This is a genomic window from Pseudomonas sp. AAC, from assembly GCF_000725445.1.
GTDB lineage: Bacteria > Pseudomonadota > Gammaproteobacteria > Pseudomonadales > Pseudomonadaceae > Pseudomonas > Pseudomonas citronellolis.
This window is the reverse complement of record NZ_KL647094.1, coordinates 737831-754660: the sequence shown is the minus strand read 5'-3', so window position 1 is coordinate 754660 and position 16830 is coordinate 737831. Positions and strand designations below refer to the sequence as shown.

Annotated in this window: 15 protein-coding genes; 6 read left to right on the top strand and 9 right to left on the bottom strand. The window is 69.3% G+C overall.

The features are described 5' to 3' along the window. Positions 1–116: 116 nt before the first annotated feature. The 6 genes from atuF to FG99_RS03040 form a co-directional block, all read right to left on the bottom strand. Positions 117–2105 carry a geranyl-CoA carboxylase subunit apha gene (atuF, locus tag FG99_RS03065; protein WP_043267216.1) on the bottom strand — a complete coding sequence of 663 codons (1989 nt, stop codon included), beginning with the start codon at positions 2103–2105 and terminating at the stop codon, positions 117–119. 64 nt (positions 2106–2169) lie between these two features. Beyond that, positions 2170–2967 carry an isohexenylglutaconyl-CoA hydratase gene (gene atuE / locus FG99_RS03060; RefSeq protein ID WP_043267214.1) on the bottom strand — a complete coding sequence of 266 codons (798 nt, stop codon included), beginning with the start codon at positions 2965–2967 and terminating at the stop codon, positions 2170–2172. A 93-nt stretch (positions 2968–3060) separates the two neighbouring features. Then, positions 3061–4221 carry a citronellyl-CoA dehydrogenase gene (gene atuD, locus FG99_RS03055; RefSeq protein WP_043267212.1) on the bottom strand — a complete coding sequence of 387 codons (1161 nt, stop codon included), beginning with the start codon at positions 4219–4221 and terminating at the stop codon, positions 3061–3063. Between the two features lie 162 nt (positions 4222–4383). Continuing rightward, complete coding sequence (atuC, locus tag FG99_RS03050) at positions 4384–6000, bottom strand: geranyl-CoA carboxylase subunit beta (protein ID WP_043267210.1); 1617 nt, start codon at positions 5998–6000, stop codon at positions 4384–4386. A gap of 3 nt (positions 6001–6003) precedes the next feature. Beyond that, positions 6004–6879 carry an SDR family oxidoreductase gene (locus tag FG99_RS03045; RefSeq protein ID WP_009621515.1) on the bottom strand — a complete coding sequence of 292 codons (876 nt, stop codon included), beginning with the start codon at positions 6877–6879 and terminating at the stop codon, positions 6004–6006. 17 nt (positions 6880–6896) lie between these two features. Further along, positions 6897–8711: an acyclic terpene utilization AtuA family protein gene (locus FG99_RS03040; RefSeq protein WP_043267208.1), complete on the bottom strand. Its 1815-nt coding sequence runs from the start codon at positions 8709–8711 to the stop codon at positions 6897–6899. Between the two features lie 222 nt (positions 8712–8933). On the opposite strand from FG99_RS03040, the gene FG99_RS03035 reads away from it, so the two are divergent. Further along, complete coding sequence (locus FG99_RS03035) at positions 8934–9557, top strand: TetR/AcrR family transcriptional regulator (protein ID WP_043267206.1); 624 nt, start codon at positions 8934–8936, stop codon at positions 9555–9557. Here FG99_RS03035 and FG99_RS03030 read toward each other — a convergent pair whose 3' ends face one another. Further along, positions 9558–10322, bottom strand: a complete 765-nt coding sequence (locus FG99_RS03030; protein ID WP_009621524.1) for a CPBP family intramembrane glutamic endopeptidase — start codon at positions 10320–10322, stop codon at positions 9558–9560. A gap of 108 nt (positions 10323–10430) precedes the next feature. Next, a complete protein-coding gene (locus FG99_RS31015) occupies positions 10431–10604 on the bottom strand; it encodes a DUF2897 family protein (RefSeq protein WP_009621525.1) in 174 nt (57 codons plus the stop codon). Positions 10605–10798: 194 nt separating this feature from the next. On the opposite strand from FG99_RS31015, the gene FG99_RS03025 reads away from it, so the two are divergent. The 3 genes from FG99_RS03025 (at position 10799) to pyrF (ending at position 13849) form a co-directional block, all read left to right on the top strand. Next, positions 10799–12100 (top strand): sensor histidine kinase, encoded by a 1302-nt coding sequence (locus tag FG99_RS03025; RefSeq protein ID WP_043267204.1) that lies wholly within the window; start codon positions 10799–10801, stop codon positions 12098–12100. Between the two features lies 1 nt (position 12101). Then, positions 12102–13061, top strand: a complete 960-nt coding sequence (locus FG99_RS03020) for a response regulator (RefSeq protein WP_051878415.1) — start codon at positions 12102–12104, stop codon at positions 13059–13061. 89 nt (positions 13062–13150) lie between these two features. Then, entirely contained in the window at positions 13151–13849 is a 699-nt protein-coding gene (pyrF, locus tag FG99_RS03015) for an orotidine-5'-phosphate decarboxylase (protein ID WP_043267202.1), read from the top strand. Between the two features lie 547 nt (positions 13850–14396). Here the strand turns inward: pyrF and FG99_RS03010 are convergent. Continuing rightward, positions 14397–14840: a multidrug/biocide efflux PACE transporter gene (locus FG99_RS03010; RefSeq protein ID WP_009621533.1), complete on the bottom strand. Its 444-nt coding sequence runs from the start codon at positions 14838–14840 to the stop codon at positions 14397–14399. Positions 14841–14955: 115 nt separating this feature from the next. Here FG99_RS03010 and FG99_RS03005 point away from each other — a divergent pair, with 115 nt between their 5' ends. Together FG99_RS03005 and FG99_RS03000 are read left to right on the top strand one after the other, a co-directional pair. Continuing rightward, positions 14956–15816, top strand: a complete 861-nt coding sequence (locus tag FG99_RS03005; protein WP_043267200.1) for a LysR family transcriptional regulator — start codon at positions 14956–14958, stop codon at positions 15814–15816. Positions 15817–15910: 94 nt separating this feature from the next. Next, the gene (locus tag FG99_RS03000) at positions 15911–16828 is read left to right on the top strand and encodes an AAA family ATPase (protein ID WP_043267198.1); all 918 of its coding nucleotides are present in this window, start codon (positions 15911–15913) and stop codon (positions 16826–16828) included. Positions 16829–16830 lie beyond the last annotated feature (2 nt).

The following is a 16830-nucleotide window of genomic DNA, read 5'->3' as shown; positions in this document are numbered from 1 at the left end:
CAACGGTCCCCTCTCCCTTCAGGGAGAGGGTTAGGGAGAGGGCGCTCTTCAGGCTTTGCACCGAAGCCACCAGCAGAACCCCCTTCGCGAGCAAGCTCGCTCCTACGAAAAGCGTTTCAGGCGTCTTCGGCCTCCACCTCCACCAGCAACTGGCGGCTCTTGACCTGTTCGCCCTTGCTCACCTGGATGCGGCGGATAATGCCGTCGACCCCGGCCTTGAGCGGATGTTCCATCTTCATCGCCTCCAGCACGAGCAGCAGTTGGCCCTTGCTGACCCGCGCGCCTTCGCTGACCAGCACGTCGACGATGGCGCCGTCCATCGGCGCCTTGACCGTACCCGACGCCGCGCCGCCCTGGACGCCGGCGGGCTCGTGGGTGACGTCGCGCAGTTCCAGGTTGCCGTCGGCGCCATACAGCCAGACGCGCTCGCCCTGGGTATGGTGGGCGATGCGTCGGCGGATGCCGTTGACCTCGGCGACCACCCAGCGCTCGTCGATGGCGATCAGGCTCAGCGCCACCACCGATTCGCCGATGTAGGCCAGCAGCTTGGGCTGCGCGCCGGGTTCCAGCACGTCCAGTTCCACCGCGTGTTTCTGTTCGCCGTCGTGCAGCTGGTAGCGCCAGGGCAGGCTGCCGGCGTTGCGCCAGCCGGCCAGGCCGCCCTGGTGCGCGCGGGCGCTGGCCGAGGCCTGGTAGAGCAGGGCGGCGGCCAGGGCCAGTTCGGCGGGCTGTGGCGCCTGCGGGCGCAGGCTGGAGTCGTCGGCGAAGTGTTCGGCGATGAACGCCGTGGTGGCGTTGCCGGCGGCGAATTCGGGGTGCCGGAGCAGGTTGGCGAGGAAGCGCTGGTTGGCCTTCACGCCGAGCAGCACGCAATCCTCCACGGCGCGCACCAGCTTGCGCCGGGCCTCGTCGCGGGTGGCGCCGTAGGCGATCACCTTGGCCAGCATGGGGTCGTAGAAGGGCGTCACCGTCTGGCCTTCCACCAGGCCGTGGTCGATGCGGATGCCGTCCAGCAGTGGCGGCTCCCAGCGCAGCACTTCGCCGGTCTGCGGCAGGAAGCCGTTGCCGGCGTCCTCGGCGTACAGGCGCACCTCGATGGCGTGGCCGCGCAGCTGGATTTCCTCCTGCTTCAGCGGCAGCGGCTGGCCCTCGGCCACGCGGATCTGCCAGGCCACCAGGTCCTGGCCGGTGACCAGTTCGGTGACCGGGTGCTCGACCTGCAGGCGGGTGTTCATCTCCAGGAAGTAGAAGGCGCCGCTGGCATCCAGCAGGAACTCCACGGTGCCGGCGCCGACGTAGTTCACCCGCGCCGCCGCCTTCACCGCCGCCTCGCCCATGGCCTGGCGCAGTTCGGCGCTCAGCACGGGGCAGGGCGCTTCTTCGATGACCTTCTGGTGGCGGCGCTGCACCGAGCAGTCGCGCTCGCCGAGGTAGACGAGGTTGCCGTGCTGGTCGCCGAATACCTGGATTTCCACGTGGCGCGGGCGGATCACCGCCTTCTCCAGAATCAGCTCGTCGCTGCCGAAGGCGTTCAGCGCCTCGGAGCGCGCGGTGCGCAGCTGCGCGGCCAGCTCGTTGGCCGCCTGCACCAGGCGCATGCCGCGGCCGCCGCCGCCGGCGCTGGCCTTGATCATCAGCGGGTAGCCGATGCGCTCGGCCTCGCGGGCCAGGGTGGCGTCGTCCTGCTCGGCGCCTTCGTAGCCGGGGATGCAGGGCACGCCGGCTTCGAGCATGGCCAGCTTGGACAGGCGCTTGCTGCCCATCAGGTGGATGGCTTCCACGCCGGGGCCGATGAAGACGATGCCGGCGGCCTCGCAGGCGCGGGCGAACCCGGCGTTCTCCGAGAGGAAGCCGTAGCCCGGATGCACGGCGCCGGCGCCGGTGCGCTGAGCTGCGTCGAGGATGGCCGCAGCCTTCAGGTAGGACTGGCCGACCGACGCCGGGCCGATGCACACGGCCTCGTCGGCCAACTGCACGTGGCGCGCCTCGGCGTCGGCCTCGCTGTACACCGCCACCGTGCGGTAGCCCAGGGCCTGGGCGGTGCGGATCACCCGGCAGGCGATCTCGCCGCGGTTGGCGATGAGGATCTTGTCGAAGCTGGGCATGCTGGTTTCCCTCTCCCCAACCCTCTCCCTGAAGGGAGAGGGGGCTGTCTGTTGCGGACGGCGGCTACTGCGCCCACTGCGGTTTGCGTTTCTGCACGAAGGCCAGGGTGCCTTCGGCGCCTTCCGCGCCGGTCACGGCAGCGGCGAACTGTTTTGCGGCCTCGTCCAGCAGCGGGCCCAGGGCCTCGGTCTCGCTGGCCAGCAGCAGCGCCTTGGTCTGCGCGTTGGCGCCGGGGGCGCAGCGGCGCACCTGCTCCAGGCATTCCGCCAGGCGCTGGCCGAGCGCATCGGCGCTGGTTTCGCTGAAGTGCACCAGGCCCAGGCGCAGCGCCTCGCGGCCGTCGAAGCGGGCGGCAGTGAGCGTCAGGCGGCGGGCCTGGGTCAGGCCGATGCGCTTGACCACGAAGGGGGCGATCTGCGCCGGCAGCACGCCAAGGCTGGTTTCCGGCAGGCCGAACTGGGCGCCGTCGGCGGCGATGGCGATGTCGGACACGCAGGCCAGGCCGAAGCCGCCGCCGAGCACCGCGCCTTCCAGCACCGCGACCAGCACCTGCGGCTGCGCCTGGGCCTCTTCCAGCAGGGCGCCGAAGGCGCGGTTCAGCGCGGCGTAGGCGTCCGGGCCGGCGGCGCGGGCGCCGGCCATGTCCTTGATGTCGCCGCCGGCGCAGAAGTGCCCGCCGGCGCCGCGCAGGACGATGGCGCGCACTTCGCGTTGGTCGCGCACCGCGGCCAGCACCGCGCGCAGTTCGCCGACCATGGCCAGGCTCATGGCGTTGCGGCTGTCCGGGCGGTCGAGGGTGACGTGCAGCACGCCGCCTTCGCGTTCCAGCAGCAGGGTTTCGCAGTTCGGCAATTCGTTCATGCCGGAAATCCTCATACGATCGCTTCAGGCTTCAGGCTTCAGGCTTCAGGCCAGGGCGACGCATCGCCTGTAGCCTGCCGCCTGCCGCCGCTCTCAGCCCTTCTTCTTGCCCGGCAGGGTGCCCATCAGCTTGCAGATGATGCCGAGCATGATCTCGTCGGCGCCGCCGCCGATGGACACCAGGCGGGTGTCGCGGTAGGCGCGGGAGATCGGGTTCTCCCACATGAAGCCCTGGCCGCCCCAGTACTGCAGGCAGGCGTCGGTGACCTCGCGGGCCAGGCGGCCGACCTTGAGCTTGGCCATGGAGGCCAGGCGCGTCACGTCCCTGCCGCGGATGTACTGTTCGGTGGCCTGGTAGGTGAGGGCGCGCAGGCACTCGATCTCGGTCATCAGCTCGGCCATGCGGAAGTGGATGACCTGGTTGTCGATCAACGCCTGGCCGAAGGTCTTGCGCTCCTTGCAGTAGTCGATGGTGGCGTTGACGCAGTACTCCATGCCCTTGATCCCGCTGGCCGCGCCGAACAGGCGCTCCTCCTGGAACTGCAGCATCTGCATCATGAAGCCCGCGCCCTCGGCGCCGATGCGGTTGCGCTGCGGCACGCGCACGTCGTCGAAGAACACCTGGGCGGTCTCCGAGCTGCGCATGCCGAGCTTGTCCAGGTGCGGGCTGACGCTGATGCCCTTGCTTTTCATCGGCACCATGATCAGCGACTTGTTGACGTGGGGCTTGTCGTCGGAGGTGTTGGCCAGCAGGCAGATGAAGTCGGCCGACGGCGAGTTGGTGATCCACATCTTGCTGCCGTTGATCACGTAGTCGTCGCCATCCTTGCGCGCGGTGGTCTTCAGCCCGGCCACGTCGGAGCCGGCGCCGACCTCGGAGACGCCGATGCAGCCGACCATCTCGCCGGCGATGGCCGGGCGCAGGAACTCCTCGCGCAGCTCGTCGGAGCCGAAGCGGGCCAGGGCCGGGGTGCACATGTCGGTCTGCACGCCGATGGACATGGGCACGCCGCCGCAGTGGATGGTGCCGAACTCTTCGGCGGCGACCACCGAGTAGCTGTAGTCCAGGCCCATGCCGCCGAATTTCTCCGGCTTGGAGATGCCCAGCAGGCCGAGGGCGCCGGCCTTCTTGAACACTTCGTGGATGGGGAAGCGGCCGTCCTTTTCCCATTGGTCGACGTAGGGGTTGATCTCCTTGTCGACGAAGTTGCGGACGGTGCGGCGGAGTTCTTCGTGTTCCTGGGTGAAGAGCATTTTTGTTGTACTCCTTGAGCCTTGTCTGGTTCCCCACCTCTGGCCCTCTCCCCAACCCTCTCCCTGAAGGGAGAGGGGGCTGTCCGGAGTGGCCGGGTGGTCCGTTGCATGCCGGGTTGCTTTGGCTCCCTCTCCCTTCAGGGAGAGGGAGCCTGTATCAGGTCAGAACCTCGCTACCCCGAAACTGTTGCCCTTCAGCGGTCGTACCGCCGCCTCCGCGCAGATGTCCAGCAGATAGCCCAGCAGCCGGCGGCTGTCGCGCGGGTCGATCAGCCCGTCGTCCCACAGGCTGGCGGTGCCGTAGAGCGCGGTGGACTGGGCGTCGAGCTTCTGCGCGGTCATCTGTTCGAGCATGTCGAGCATCTTCGCGTCGGCTTCCTTGCCCTCCTTGGCGTGCTTTTCCTCGGTGACGATGCGCAGCACCTTGCCGGCCTGGGCGCCGCCCATCACCGCGGTGCGGCTGTTGGGCCAGGCGAAGATGAAGCGCGGGTCCAGGCCGCGGCCGCACATGGCGTAGTTGCCGGCGCCGTAGGAGCCGCCGACGACGAGGGTGAGCTTGGGCACCGTGGCGTTGGCCACCGCCTGGATCATCTTCGAGCCGTGCTTGATCACGCCCAGGCGCTCGGACTCGGTGCCGACCATGAAGCCGGTGGTGTTGTGCAGGAACAGGATCGGCGTATTGCTCTGCTCGCACAGCTGGATGAACTGCGCCGCCTTGGCCGCGCCCTGCGGGGTGATCGGGCCGTTGTTGCCGATCAGGCCGCAGGCGTGGCCCTCGATGTGCAGATGGCCGCAGACGGTCTGGGCGTCGAACTCGTTCTTGAAGGCGAGAAAGCGCGAACCGTCGGCGATGCGCGCGATGATCTCGCGCACGTCGTAGGGCTTGCGGGCGTCCGCCGGGACCACCCCGAGCAGTTCCTCGGCCGGGTACAGCGGCTCGTCCCACTGCCTTGCCGGGCGCGCCGGCAGCTGGGCGTTCCACGGCAGGGCGGCGAGAATCTCGCGGGCCAGGCGCACGCCGTCGGCGTCGTTCTCGGCCAGGTACTCGGCGGTGCCGGCGACCTGGGCGTGCAGCTCGGCGCCGCCCAGTTCCTCGTCCGTGGCCACCTCGCCGGTGGCGGCCTTGAGCAGCGGCGGGCCGGCGAGGAACATCTTGGCCTTGCCGCGCACCACCACCACGTAGTCCGACAGCCCCGGCTGGTAGGCGCCGCCGGCGGTGCTGGAGCCGTGCACCACGGTGACCTGCGGGATGCCGGCGGCCGACAGCCGCGCCTGGTTGGCGAAGCCGCGGGCGCCCTCGACGAAGATTTCCGCCGCGTAGTTGAGGTTGGCGCCGCCGCTCTCGGTCAGGGCCACCAGCGGCAGTTTGTTCTCCAGCGCCACCTGTTGCAGGCGCAGGGTCTTCTTCAGCCCGGTGGGCGAGATGGTGCCGCCCTTGATCGCGCTGTTGCTGGCGCTGACCAGGCAGCGCACCCCGGCCACGTAGCCGATGCCGGAGATGATGCCGCCGCCGGCCTGGGTGCCGTCCTTGTCGTCGTGCAACTTGTAGCCGGCCAGGGAGCAGAGTTCGAGGAAGGGCGCGCCGGGGTCGAGCAACAGGTTCAGGCGTTCGCGCGGCAGCAGTTGGCCGCGCTTGTCGAACTTGGGTTTGGCCTCGGCGGCCTTGTCCAGCACCTTCTGCTCGACTTCGCGGAAGCTCGCCACGGCGGCCAGCATGGCCTCGCGGTTGCGGGCGAAGTCCTCGCCCTGGGTGTCGATTTCCGACTGGATCAGCGGCATGGCTTACTCCTGGCCCTTCAGCACGTCGGGCAGGTAGGCGCGGTGGAAGCCGTTGTAGGAGCGGCTCTGCCCGGGCTTGGCCTTGCTCAGCGGGAAGGCGCGGCTGCCCTGGCTGGCGGCGCCGTCGATGCGGATGGTGTTGCCGCTGATGAAGGCGGCGCCGGGGGAGAGCAGGAAGACGATGGCGGAGGCCACTTCCGACTCGGTGCCGATGCGCTTGAGTGGCACGTGCTCGCGCAGGGTCGGGATCACCGCCTTGAACGCGCCCTCGTAAGTGTCCATGCCGCTGGAGGCGATCCAGCCCGGCGCCACGGCGTTGACCCGCACCCCGGCGTGGCCCCACTCGACGGCGGCGGTCTTGGTGAAGTTCTCCATGCCGGCGCGGGCGGCGCCGGAGTGGCCCATGCCGGGCATGCCGCCCCACATGTCGGCGAGCATGTTGACGATGCTGCCGCCGGTCTTGCTCATGCTCTGGTTGAACACTTCGCGGGCCATCAGGAAGCCGCCCACCAGGTTGGTGCGCACCACCGCCTCGAAGCCCTTGAGGTTGATCGAGGCCAGCGGCGCGGGGTACTGGCCGCCGGCGTTGTTGACCAGGTGGTGGATCGGCCCGCGCTCGACGAGCACCTGCGCCACCAGCGCCTTCACCGCCTCCTCGTCGCGGATGTCGCAGCTGTGCCAGCTGGCGCTGCCGCCGTCCTCGACGATTTCGCCGGCGGTCTTCTCCAGCTTCTCGGCCTTGCGCCCGACCAGCACCACATGGGCGCCCAGGGCTGCCAGCTCATGGGCGGTGCAGCGGCCGATGCCGCTGCCGCCGCCGGTGACGATTACAGTCTGGCCGGCGAACAGGCCGGGCTTGAAGATCGAGTCGTATGCCATTGTTCTTGTCGTCCTGCTCAGGCGTTCGTTCTTGTCGTAGAAGAGCTGAGTTCATCGGCGATGTGCTGCGGCACCGCCACCGGGAATTCCAGCAACTGCTGGGCGAAGGCCTTGCCCTGCGGGTCGATGCGCAGGCTGGCCACGCCGCCGCCGCCCAGGGCGTGCTCCAGCAGGAAGTTCAGGCTGTGGCTGGCCGGCAGGTACCAGCGGCTGACGCGGCCCAGCTGCGGATCCAGCACGTGCTGCATCCACTCGGCCACCGCGCCTTCGCTCAGCGCCTCGGCGATCCACGGCAGGTATTCGGGCTTGCGCGCCATCACGCCGATGTTGCTGTGGTCGCCCTTGTCGCCGGAGCGCGCCACCGCCAGCTTCACCAGCGGCACGCTGGCCGTGGCCTGGCCGGTGGCGGTAGGGGCTTGCGCGGCTTCGGCCAGGTTCGCCGGGTCGAAGTGCTCCAGCTGTGGCAGGACGACGGCATGGCTGTCCTCGCCGATGCGCACCGCCAGTTGGCAGCGCGCCTTGTCCACCAGGAAGGAGAACAGGCGGATCACCGGGTAAACCGTGGGCCGCCCGCCGACGATGCCGGTCAGGCCCGGGGCCATGCCGGTGGCGGCCTGGGCGATCTCGCGGGAGAACAGCACCAGCGCCTCCTTGCGGGCGTGGCGCACGGCGAGCTTGACCACGATCTCGCGGCTGTCCTGGCGGCGGCCGTGGGGGCCGTAGGTGGCTTCGCTGCCGAGCAGTTCGATGCTGGTTTCGCGGTAGGGGCCCCAGCCGCGTTCGGCGAACATCTCCTCGGTCCTGGCGATGATCGCCCGGCTCACGCGCTCGGCCTTCTTCACCGCGTCGATGCCGGCGATCAGGCAACTGGCGGTGCAGCGGAAGCCGTCGGGGTAGGTGGCGCTGACCTTGTACTGGCCGGTGGGCGGCAGGCCGCGGGCGCCGCTGAGGGCGACGCGGTCGGCGCCGGCCTGGCGCAGTTGCACGCCGGTGAAGTCGCAGACCACGTCGGGCAGCAGGTAGGCGCGCGGGTCGCCGATCTCGTAGAGCATCTGCTCGCCGACGCTCAGCGGGGTGACCAGGCCGCCGGTGCCCTGCGGCTTGGTGACCACGAAGTCGCCGCTGGCCTGCACTTCGACGATGGGGAAGCCGATGTGCTCGTAGTCCGGCACGCTTTCCCAGTCGGTGAAGTTGCCGCCGGTGCACTGCGCGCCGCATTCGATGATGTGCCCGGCCAGCGCGGCCTGGGCCAGTTTGTCGTAGTCGTTCCAGGCCCAGCCGAACTCGTGTACCAGGGCGGCGCTGACCACCGCGCTGTCCACCACGCGGCCGGTGATGACGATGTCCGCGCCCAGCGCCAGCGCTTCGACTATGCCGGGCGCGCCCAGGTAGGCGTTCATCGACACGCACATCGGCGGCAGCGGGGCGCCGCTGAACATTTCCACGGTCCCGGCCTTGGCCAGCTCGCCGGCCTGGGGCAGCAGGTTGTCGCCCTCCAGCACGGCGATCTTCAGCTGCACCCCGGCCTTCTCGCAGGCGGCTGCCAGGGCCTTGGCGCAGGCCTGCGGGTTGACCCCGCCGGCATTGCTGACGACGCGGACGCGCTTGCCGGCGATCTCGCCCAGCAGCGGCGCCAGCACTTCGACGAAGTCGGTGGCGTAGCCTGCCTCGGGGTTCTTCAGGCGCGCGCCGGCCATGATCGACAGGGTGATTTCGGCCAGGTAGTCGAACACCAGGTAGTCCAGCTCGGCGCCCTTCACCAGCTGGGCGGCGGCGCTGCAGGTGTCGCCCCAGAAGGCCGAGGCGCAGCCGATGCGTACGGTCTTGGTCATTGTTCTGCCCGTGACGGTCGAGAGATGTTTCGACATTACCAAGCAAGCGCTTGGTTGAAAAGAGGGCATAAGCGCCAGACAACCCAACCAAGTGATGGCCAAGCGCTTGCTTGGTTGCCGCTGCAGGCATACATTTCACCTGTATGCACAAGTACTTGCGTGGCGATCATGGAATCGCCCTGAACAGTGGTGGCCGGATGGCGGACGAGGGGAGAGCAGAGCGTGGATGACCAGAAAGCGCGCGAAGTGATGCTGGAGCTGGTGGCGAACGGGCAGGTCACCGACCCGGAGAGCGCCCGCGGCAAGCTGCTGCAGACCGCCGCCCACCTGTTCCGCGCCAAGGGCTACGAACGCACCACGGTGCGCGACCTGGCCGGCGCCGTGGGCATCCAGTCCGGCAGCATCTTCCACCACTTCAAGAGCAAGGACGAAATCCTGCGCTCGGTGATGGAGGAGACCATCCTCTACAACACCGCGCTGATGCGCGCCGCCCTGGCCGACGCCGAGGACCTGCGCGAGCGCCTGCTGGCGCTGATCCGCTGCGAGCTGCAATCGATCATGGGCGGCACCGGCGAGGCCATGGCGGTGCTGGTCTACGAGTGGCGCTCGCTGTCGCCGGAGGGCCAGGCCTACATCCTCGGCCTGCGCGACATCTACGAGCAGATGTGGCTGGACGTGCTCGGCGAGGCGCGCGCCGCCGGCTACTGCGAGGGCGACCCGTTCATCCTGCGGCGTTTCCTCACCGGCGCGCTGTCCTGGACCATGACCTGGTTCCGCCAGGACGGCAGCATGACCCTCGACGACCTGGCCGAGCAGGCCCTGCTGCTGGTCTACAAGGTCGCCTGATCAGCCCAGGCCCAGGTGCAGCGGGTAGCTCAGCAGCAGCAGGTGCACGCTGTTGACCACCCCGTGCAGGAGGATGGGCACCAGCATGCGCCCGCTGAAGTGCAGCGCCAGGCCGTAGCCGAGCCCGGCGATGCCGGCCACCACGGCGAACTGGCCGCTGAAGGGCAGATGCGCCAGGCCGAACAGCAGGCTGCTGACAATGATCCCGGCGGGGGCGCCCAGGCGCTCCACCAGCGAGGTCTGCAACAGGCCGCGGAAGATCAGTTCCTCGGTCAGGGCGATCACCGCGAAATTCACCAATAGCCAGATCCACAGGCCGTCGGGCCATTTCGGCCGCCACACCACCAGGCCCAGGGCGGTGGCCAGCAGCGGCACGGCGAACAGGGTGGCGACCACGGTGATGCCGGCATAGTCCGGCGAGGCCCCTGCCAGCGGCGGCCGGCGCAGCCACCAGGCGAGCAGGGTGACGCCGGCCAGCGCCTTGTCCCAGGACAGGCGCAGCGCGTAGGCCGGGGCGTCGGCGGAGAGCTGCCGCGGCGGCCAGAGCGTCCACGACTGGGTGCCGGGCAGCAGGTGCGCGGCCAGGGCGAAGCTCGCCAGCAGGCACACCGGCCACCAGAGCAGCCAGGGCAGGCGTTGTTCGCCGTAGAGTGTCCAGGCGACGAAGAGTGCGCCTATCAAGAGCCCCAGGGGTTGGACGAATCCGAGGGCGAAACCGCCGAGCAGGAGCAACCCTGGCAGCAGCGGGAGTAGCTTCCTGAGCATCGTGTCCTCCATCCACCGGCCGCAGTCTAGGCAATTCGCCCTGCCTGATCCATGCCTGCGGCGGTGAATGAGGGAAATGACCTCGGGCGCCGGGGCGGCCGGCTGCGCTCAGCGCTTGTCGTCGCGGGCGTCCTGGGCGTCCATTTCGGCGTTGCGCTGATGGATGCGCTTGAGCTGCTCCTCGGTCAGCGGCAGCTTGCGGGCGCTGTCGCGCAGCAGCAACAGGCCGCCGAGGATGGAGCCCAGGGCGAGGGCGATGATCAACCAGGCGTACCAGGGCATGGCGTTCTCCTTGGGATGCGAGCTTTCACCATAAACCCGCGCGCCCGGCTTGTCAGTGCGTGGCGGTGGTCGGACGCAGGCTTGTTGCCGGCGTATGACCTTCCCGTGAAGGATGCGTGGCGCGCGACCGCTGTCACATGATGGCAATCTGGACCTGATTGACTGGCGGACATTTCAGCCAGCGGAGTCCGCCGATGACCACCAGCGCCCTGCACGCACTCCTGCGCGCCGTGGAACCGCTGCAGGCGCAGATGAGCCTCAGCGACGTCGCCGACCGCCTGCTCACCGCCGAGCACCGCGCCTTCCTCTCGCTGCCGGTGGTGGACGGGCAGGGCCGCCCGCTGGGGCTGATCAGCCGCTACACCCTGCAGGACATCTTCATGCAGCGCTTCGGCCGCGACCTCTGGGGCCGCCGCCCGGTCAGCGAGATGATGAACGCAAGCCCCTTGCGGGTGGACATCGAGTGGAGCCTGGAGCAGGCGGCGCAGCAGGTCACCGCGCAGCTGAAGTACCCGATCACCGAGGACTTCATCCTGGTCGACGGCGAAGGCGCCTACCTGGGCCTGGGCACCGTGCTCGACCTGCTCAAGGCCATGGAGGCGCGCATCGCCCAGCGCAACCGCGTGCTGCGCAAGGCCCTGGTCGACCTGCGGGAATCCCAGGCGCAGCTGGTGCAGTCGGAGAAGATGGCTTCCCTGGGGCAGATGGTCGCCGGCGTCGCCCACGAGCTGAACACTCCGCTGGGCTACGTGCGCAACAACCTGGAGCTGATCCGCGAGCAGCTCCTGCCGCTGCTGCAGCTGGCCGAGAGCCAGGCCGAGCTGGCGGACTGCCTGAACGACGCGGCCTGCGACGAGGCGCGCCTGGCCCGCGCGCTGCAAACCGCCGGGCAGGTGCGCGCGGAAGCCGCCCTGGAGCAACTGCTGGGCGACCTCGACCAGCTGTTCGGCGACACCACCTACGGCCTGGCGCAGATCGGCGAGCTGGTCGGCGGGCTCAAGGACTTCGCCCGCCTGGACCGCGCCATGAGCGAGGAGGTGGACCTCAACGAGTGCGTGAAGAGCGCGCTGCTGATCGCCCGCAACAGCATCAAGGACAAGGCCGAGATCATCCGCCAGCTCGGTGAGCTGCCGCCCATCGCCTGCGCGCCCTCGCAGATCAACCAGGTGCTGCTCAACCTGTTCACCAACGCCGCCCAGGCCATGGACGGCTACGGCCACATCCACGTGAAGACCTGGGCCGACGAGGCGGCGGTGTACGTCTCGGTGCAGGACAACGGCAAGGGCATGCCCGCCGAGGTGCTGGCGCGCATCTTCGACCCCTTCTTCACCACCAAGCCGCCGGGCCAGGGCACCGGCCTGGGCCTGTCGATCAGCTACAAGATCGTCCAGGACCACGGCGGCAGCATCCGCGTCGCCTCCGAGCCGGGGCGCGGCACGCGATTCCTCATCCGCCTGCCGCGCGCGCAGGCCAGCGACCTGAAACGGAGTGCCTGACATGACCCAGCCGCTCAAGGCCCTGCCGCAGTCCGGCCAGGCCCGGCCCACCGGCCTGACCCGCATCCTCTTCGTCGACGACGAGGAACGCATCCTGCGCAGCCTGGCCATGCAGTTCCGCCGGCACTACGAGGTGCTCACCGAGTCCGACCCGCGGCGCGCCCTGGAGCGCCTGCGCAGCGAGCCGGTGCAGATTCTCGTCAGCGACCAGCGCATGCCGCAGATGAGCGGCGCCGAGCTGCTGGCCCGGGCCCGCGAGATCGCCCCGGACTGCCTGCGCATCCTGCTCACCGGCTATTCCGACCTGGACGCGGCGGTGGAAGCGCTGAACAACGGCGGCATCTTCCGCTACCTGACCAAGCCCTGGGACCCGCAGGAAATGGCCTTCACCCTGCGCCAGGCGGCGGAGATCGCCGGGCGCCAGGCCGCCGTGCCCGACCTGCAGGCCATCAGCCGGCTGGCCGCGCCGCTCAACGTGCTGCTGCTGGACGACGACGCCGACACCCTGGCCTGCGTCGGCGACTTCTGCGCCGCCGGCAACCACCAGCTGCACCGCGCGCGCAACCTGGCCGAGGCATTGCTGCGGCTCAACGCCGAGCCCATCGACATCCTGGTCAGCGACCTCAAGCTCGCCGGCGAGGACACCGCGCCGTTGCTCAAGTCCCTGGCCCAGGCCCATCCGCGCCTGCTCAGCCTGGTGGTGACGCCGTTCCGCGACACCCAGGACCTGCTGGCGCTGATCAACCAGGCGCAGATCTTCCGCTACCTGCCCAAGCCGATCCGCCGCGGCCTCTTCGAGAAGGGCCTGAAGGCCGCCGCCGAACAGGCCCAGCTGTGGCGCGCGCAACCGCAGCCGCAGGTGGCACGCCTGGCCGAGGCGCCGCGCGAAGAGCGCGAGCGGGAGAAGGTCGGCAGCCTGCTGGGCATGCTCGGCCGCCTGCGCGAGCGCCTGAGCGTATAGGACGGGCAACGCGTCGCCGGAAGCTGCCGGCGGCGGCGCTTTCTGCGACAATGCGCGGCGTTTTTCAGAATCCCCCCGCGAGAGAGCCCATGTCCGTCTGCCAGACCCCGATCATCGTCGCCCTGGATTTCCCCACCCGCGAGGCCGCCCTGGCGCTGGCCGACCAGCTCGACCCGAAACTGTGCCGGGTGAAGGTGGGCAAGGAACTCTTCACCAGTTGCGCCGCGGGTATCGTCGAGACGCTGAACGGCCGCGGCTTCGAGGTGTTCCTCGACCTGAAATTCCACGACATCCCCAACACCACCGCGATGGCCGTGCGCGCCGCCGCCGAGATGGGCGTGTGGATGGTCAACGTGCACTGCTCCGGTGGCCTGCGCATGATGGCGGCCTGCCGCGAGACCCTCGACGCCTTCGATGGCCCGAAACCGCTGCTGATCGGCGTGACCGTGCTGACCAGCATGGAGCGCGAGGACCTGGCCGGCATCGGCCTGGACGTCGAGCCCCAGGAGCAGGTGCTGCGGCTTGCCAGTCTCGCGCAAAAGGCTGGCATGGACGGCCTGGTCTGCTCGGCCCAGGAAGCCCCGGCCTTGAAAGCCGCGCACCCGGCCCTGCAACTGGTCACCCCGGGCATCCGCCCGGCCGGCAGCGCCCAGGACGACCAGCGCCGCATCCTCACCCCGCGCCAGGCGCTGGATGCCGGCTCCGACTACCTGGTGATCGGCCGCCCGATCAGCCAGGCCGCCGATCCGGGCGCGGCGCTGGCGGCGATAGTCGCGTCCCTGGCTTGAACGAGGGGGCTGTTCGTGCCACAGGGGCGTCCGGCGTGGTTGATGAACCAATCGCGGACGGAGTCCGCTCCTACGTCCGTGCTTCCCTGAACCCTAGGATGGGTTGAGCGAAACCCATGCTGCCGTGGTGATGGGTATCGCTTCGCTCAACGCCATCCTACGAAAAGCCGTGCTTCCTGGAACCGTAGGAGCGGACTCCGTCCGCGATTCGGACTTCCAGAGAAACCTCCGAGCGCACCGGAACACCCCTTCAGCAGGCCGATTTGGTTCCTTTTTGCGGGGGTGGCCTTCCACCGTTTGACAAAAGGGACTCGCCCGAGGGGGCGAAACAAGACGGTCGGGCAAACCCGGCGCGGCGCAGAAACACCCAAGCCAAGGCAGCGCAAGCGCTGTTCGCGGGAATGACGAGGGTGGGAGGATGGCGCCTGACCGACGCATCGCTCAGGACAGCCCCCTCTCCCGCTTGCGGGAGAGGGTTGGGGAGAGGGTGCTCTCGAATTCAGCACCGAAAGTCCCCGGCAAACACCGTTCGCGGGCAAGCCGCCCCTCAACGCACCAAAACCTCCCGCGGCCGCTCCACCCACCGCGCCCGCAGCGCGTCATACACCCAGTTGAAGGCAATGGTGTACGGCAGGAAGAACAGAATCAGCCCGATATCCAGCACGAACGCCTCCACCAGACCGATACCCAGCCACCAGGCCGCCAGCGGCACCAGCATGAAGATCAACCCCAGCTCGAACAGCGAGGCGTGCAGCACGCGCACCGGCAGGGTGCGGGCGAACTGCAGGCGCCGCTGGGCGCGGTCGAACAGGGTGTTGTAGACCATGTTCCACAGCGTGGCGATCAGCGAGAACATCAGCGTCAGGGCGCCCATGTGGCCCAGCGGCTGGTCCATCAGCCAGGCCAGGGTCGGGGCGCAGATGGCCAGGGCGATGAATTCGAAGAGCAGGGCGTGGAACAGCCTTTCCTTCAGCGTCTTTTGCATGCTCATGGGTTTTCTCCAGATAAAGAGGGGCCCCACCGGGCCGGCTGGCGGCTATTCTCATCGGTTGAAGGGTTGTTTCGAAGTTGGCTAGCATCGGCAAAACCGATGGACGAGGCCCCCCATGCAATATTCCCCCGAATCCCTCCAGGCCTTTGCCGAGGCCGCCTGCCTGGGTTCCTTCAGCGCCGCCGCGCGCAAGCTGGGCAAGAGCCAGTCCACCGTCAGCGAGGCCATCGCCCGCCTGGAGATCGACCTGGGCCTGGAGCTGTTCGACCGCAGCGCGCGCCAGCCGAAACTGACCGAGGCCGGCAAGGCCCTGCTCGGCCGCGTCGAGGAAGTGCTGATGGCCAACGACCGCCTCGGCCAGTTGGCCGGGCAGCTCTCGGCGGGAATGGAGCCGCGGCTGACCCTGGCGATGTCCGATACCTACCAGTCCGAACCCTTCGAGAAGCGCCTGACGGAAATCGACCAGCACTTCCCGGACATCGAGTTCGAATGGCTGATCGCCGAGCACGGCGACGTCATCGACCTGGTCGGCCAGGGCCGCGCTTCCCTCGGCCTGCTCGCCGCGCAGCCGAACTACCCGCCGGACATCGGCTCGGCCACCCTCGGCGAATGCGCCGAGTTCGGCCTGTTCGTCAGCCGCGCGCACCCGCTGGCACAGCTGGAGAAGGTCGAGCGCAGCGACCTGCTGGGCCACCGCAACCTGCGCCTGAACACCTTCATCGACGACGCCGAGCCGCCCCTGGGCGGGCGCTGCTGGTCGGCGCCGACCTACCTGTTGCTGCTGGACATGGCAGTGCTCGGCTTCGGCTGGGTGGAGCTGCCGACCTGGATGAACCAGCGCTTCGCCAACGGCCGCCTGCACCCGCTGCAGGTGCCCGGCTGGCCGCGCAGCGTGGCGGTCGACGTGGTCTGGTCGCGGCAGCGCAGCCTGGGTCCGGCGGCGCGCTGGCTGGTGGAGCGGCTGCTGGCCAGTTGAGCCGGCCCCGTCACAGTTTGTGGCGAAGCGGCCTGTTCGCTGCCGCGGCGGGCCAGTAGGATCGGACTTTTCGTCTGCACGGCACGAGGTGAGGATGCGCGGCAAGCTGGAGCAATGCCTGGAAGCGGTGGACCGGATCCTGCTGGGCAAGCAAGTCCAGGTGCGCCTGGCCATGACCTGCCTGCTGGCCCGCGGGCACCTGCTGATCGAAGACCTGCCGGGGATGGGCAAGACCACCCTCAGCCACGCCTTGGCGCGGGTGCTGGGGCTGAGTTTTCAGCGCATCCAGTTCACCTCCGACCTGCTGCCCGGCGACGTGCTCGGCACCTCGGTGTTCGACAAGGACACCGGGCAGTTCGTCTTCCACCCCGGGCCGATCTTCGCCGAGCTGGTGCTGGCAGACGAGATCAACCGCGCCACGCCCAAGGCGCAGAGCGCGCTGCTGGAGGCCATGGAAGAGGGCCAGGTGACCATCGAGGGCGCCACCCGGCCGCTGCCCGAGCCCTTCTTCGTGATCGCCACGCAGAACCCGGTGACCCAGGGCGGCACCTTCGCCCTGCCCGAATCCCAGCTCGACCGCTTCCTCATGCGCCTGTCCCTGGGCTACCCGGGGCGCGCGGCGGAGAAGGCCCTGCTGCTGGGCGAGGCGCGCCGCGACCTGCTGCCGCGGCTGGAGCCGATCCTCACCCCCGCCGAGCTGGCGGCGCTGCAGGCCGAGGTGCCGAAGGTCCACGTCAGCGACGCCCTGGTCGACTACGTGCTGCGCCTGGCCGAGGCCACCCGCAGCCAGCCGGCCTTCGCCCTCGGCCTGTCGCCGCGCGGCAGCCTGGCGCTGCTGGCCGCGGCGCGCGCCTGGGCCCTGCTGGCCGGGCGCGACTACGCCATCCCCGAGGACGTCCAGGCGGTGCTGCCGTCGGTGGCCGGGCACCGCCTGCGCGACCAGGCCGACCCTTCCGGGCACGGCGGCGGCGCCCTGGTGCAATGGCTGCAGCGCGAAGTCCCGGCGCTGTGAGC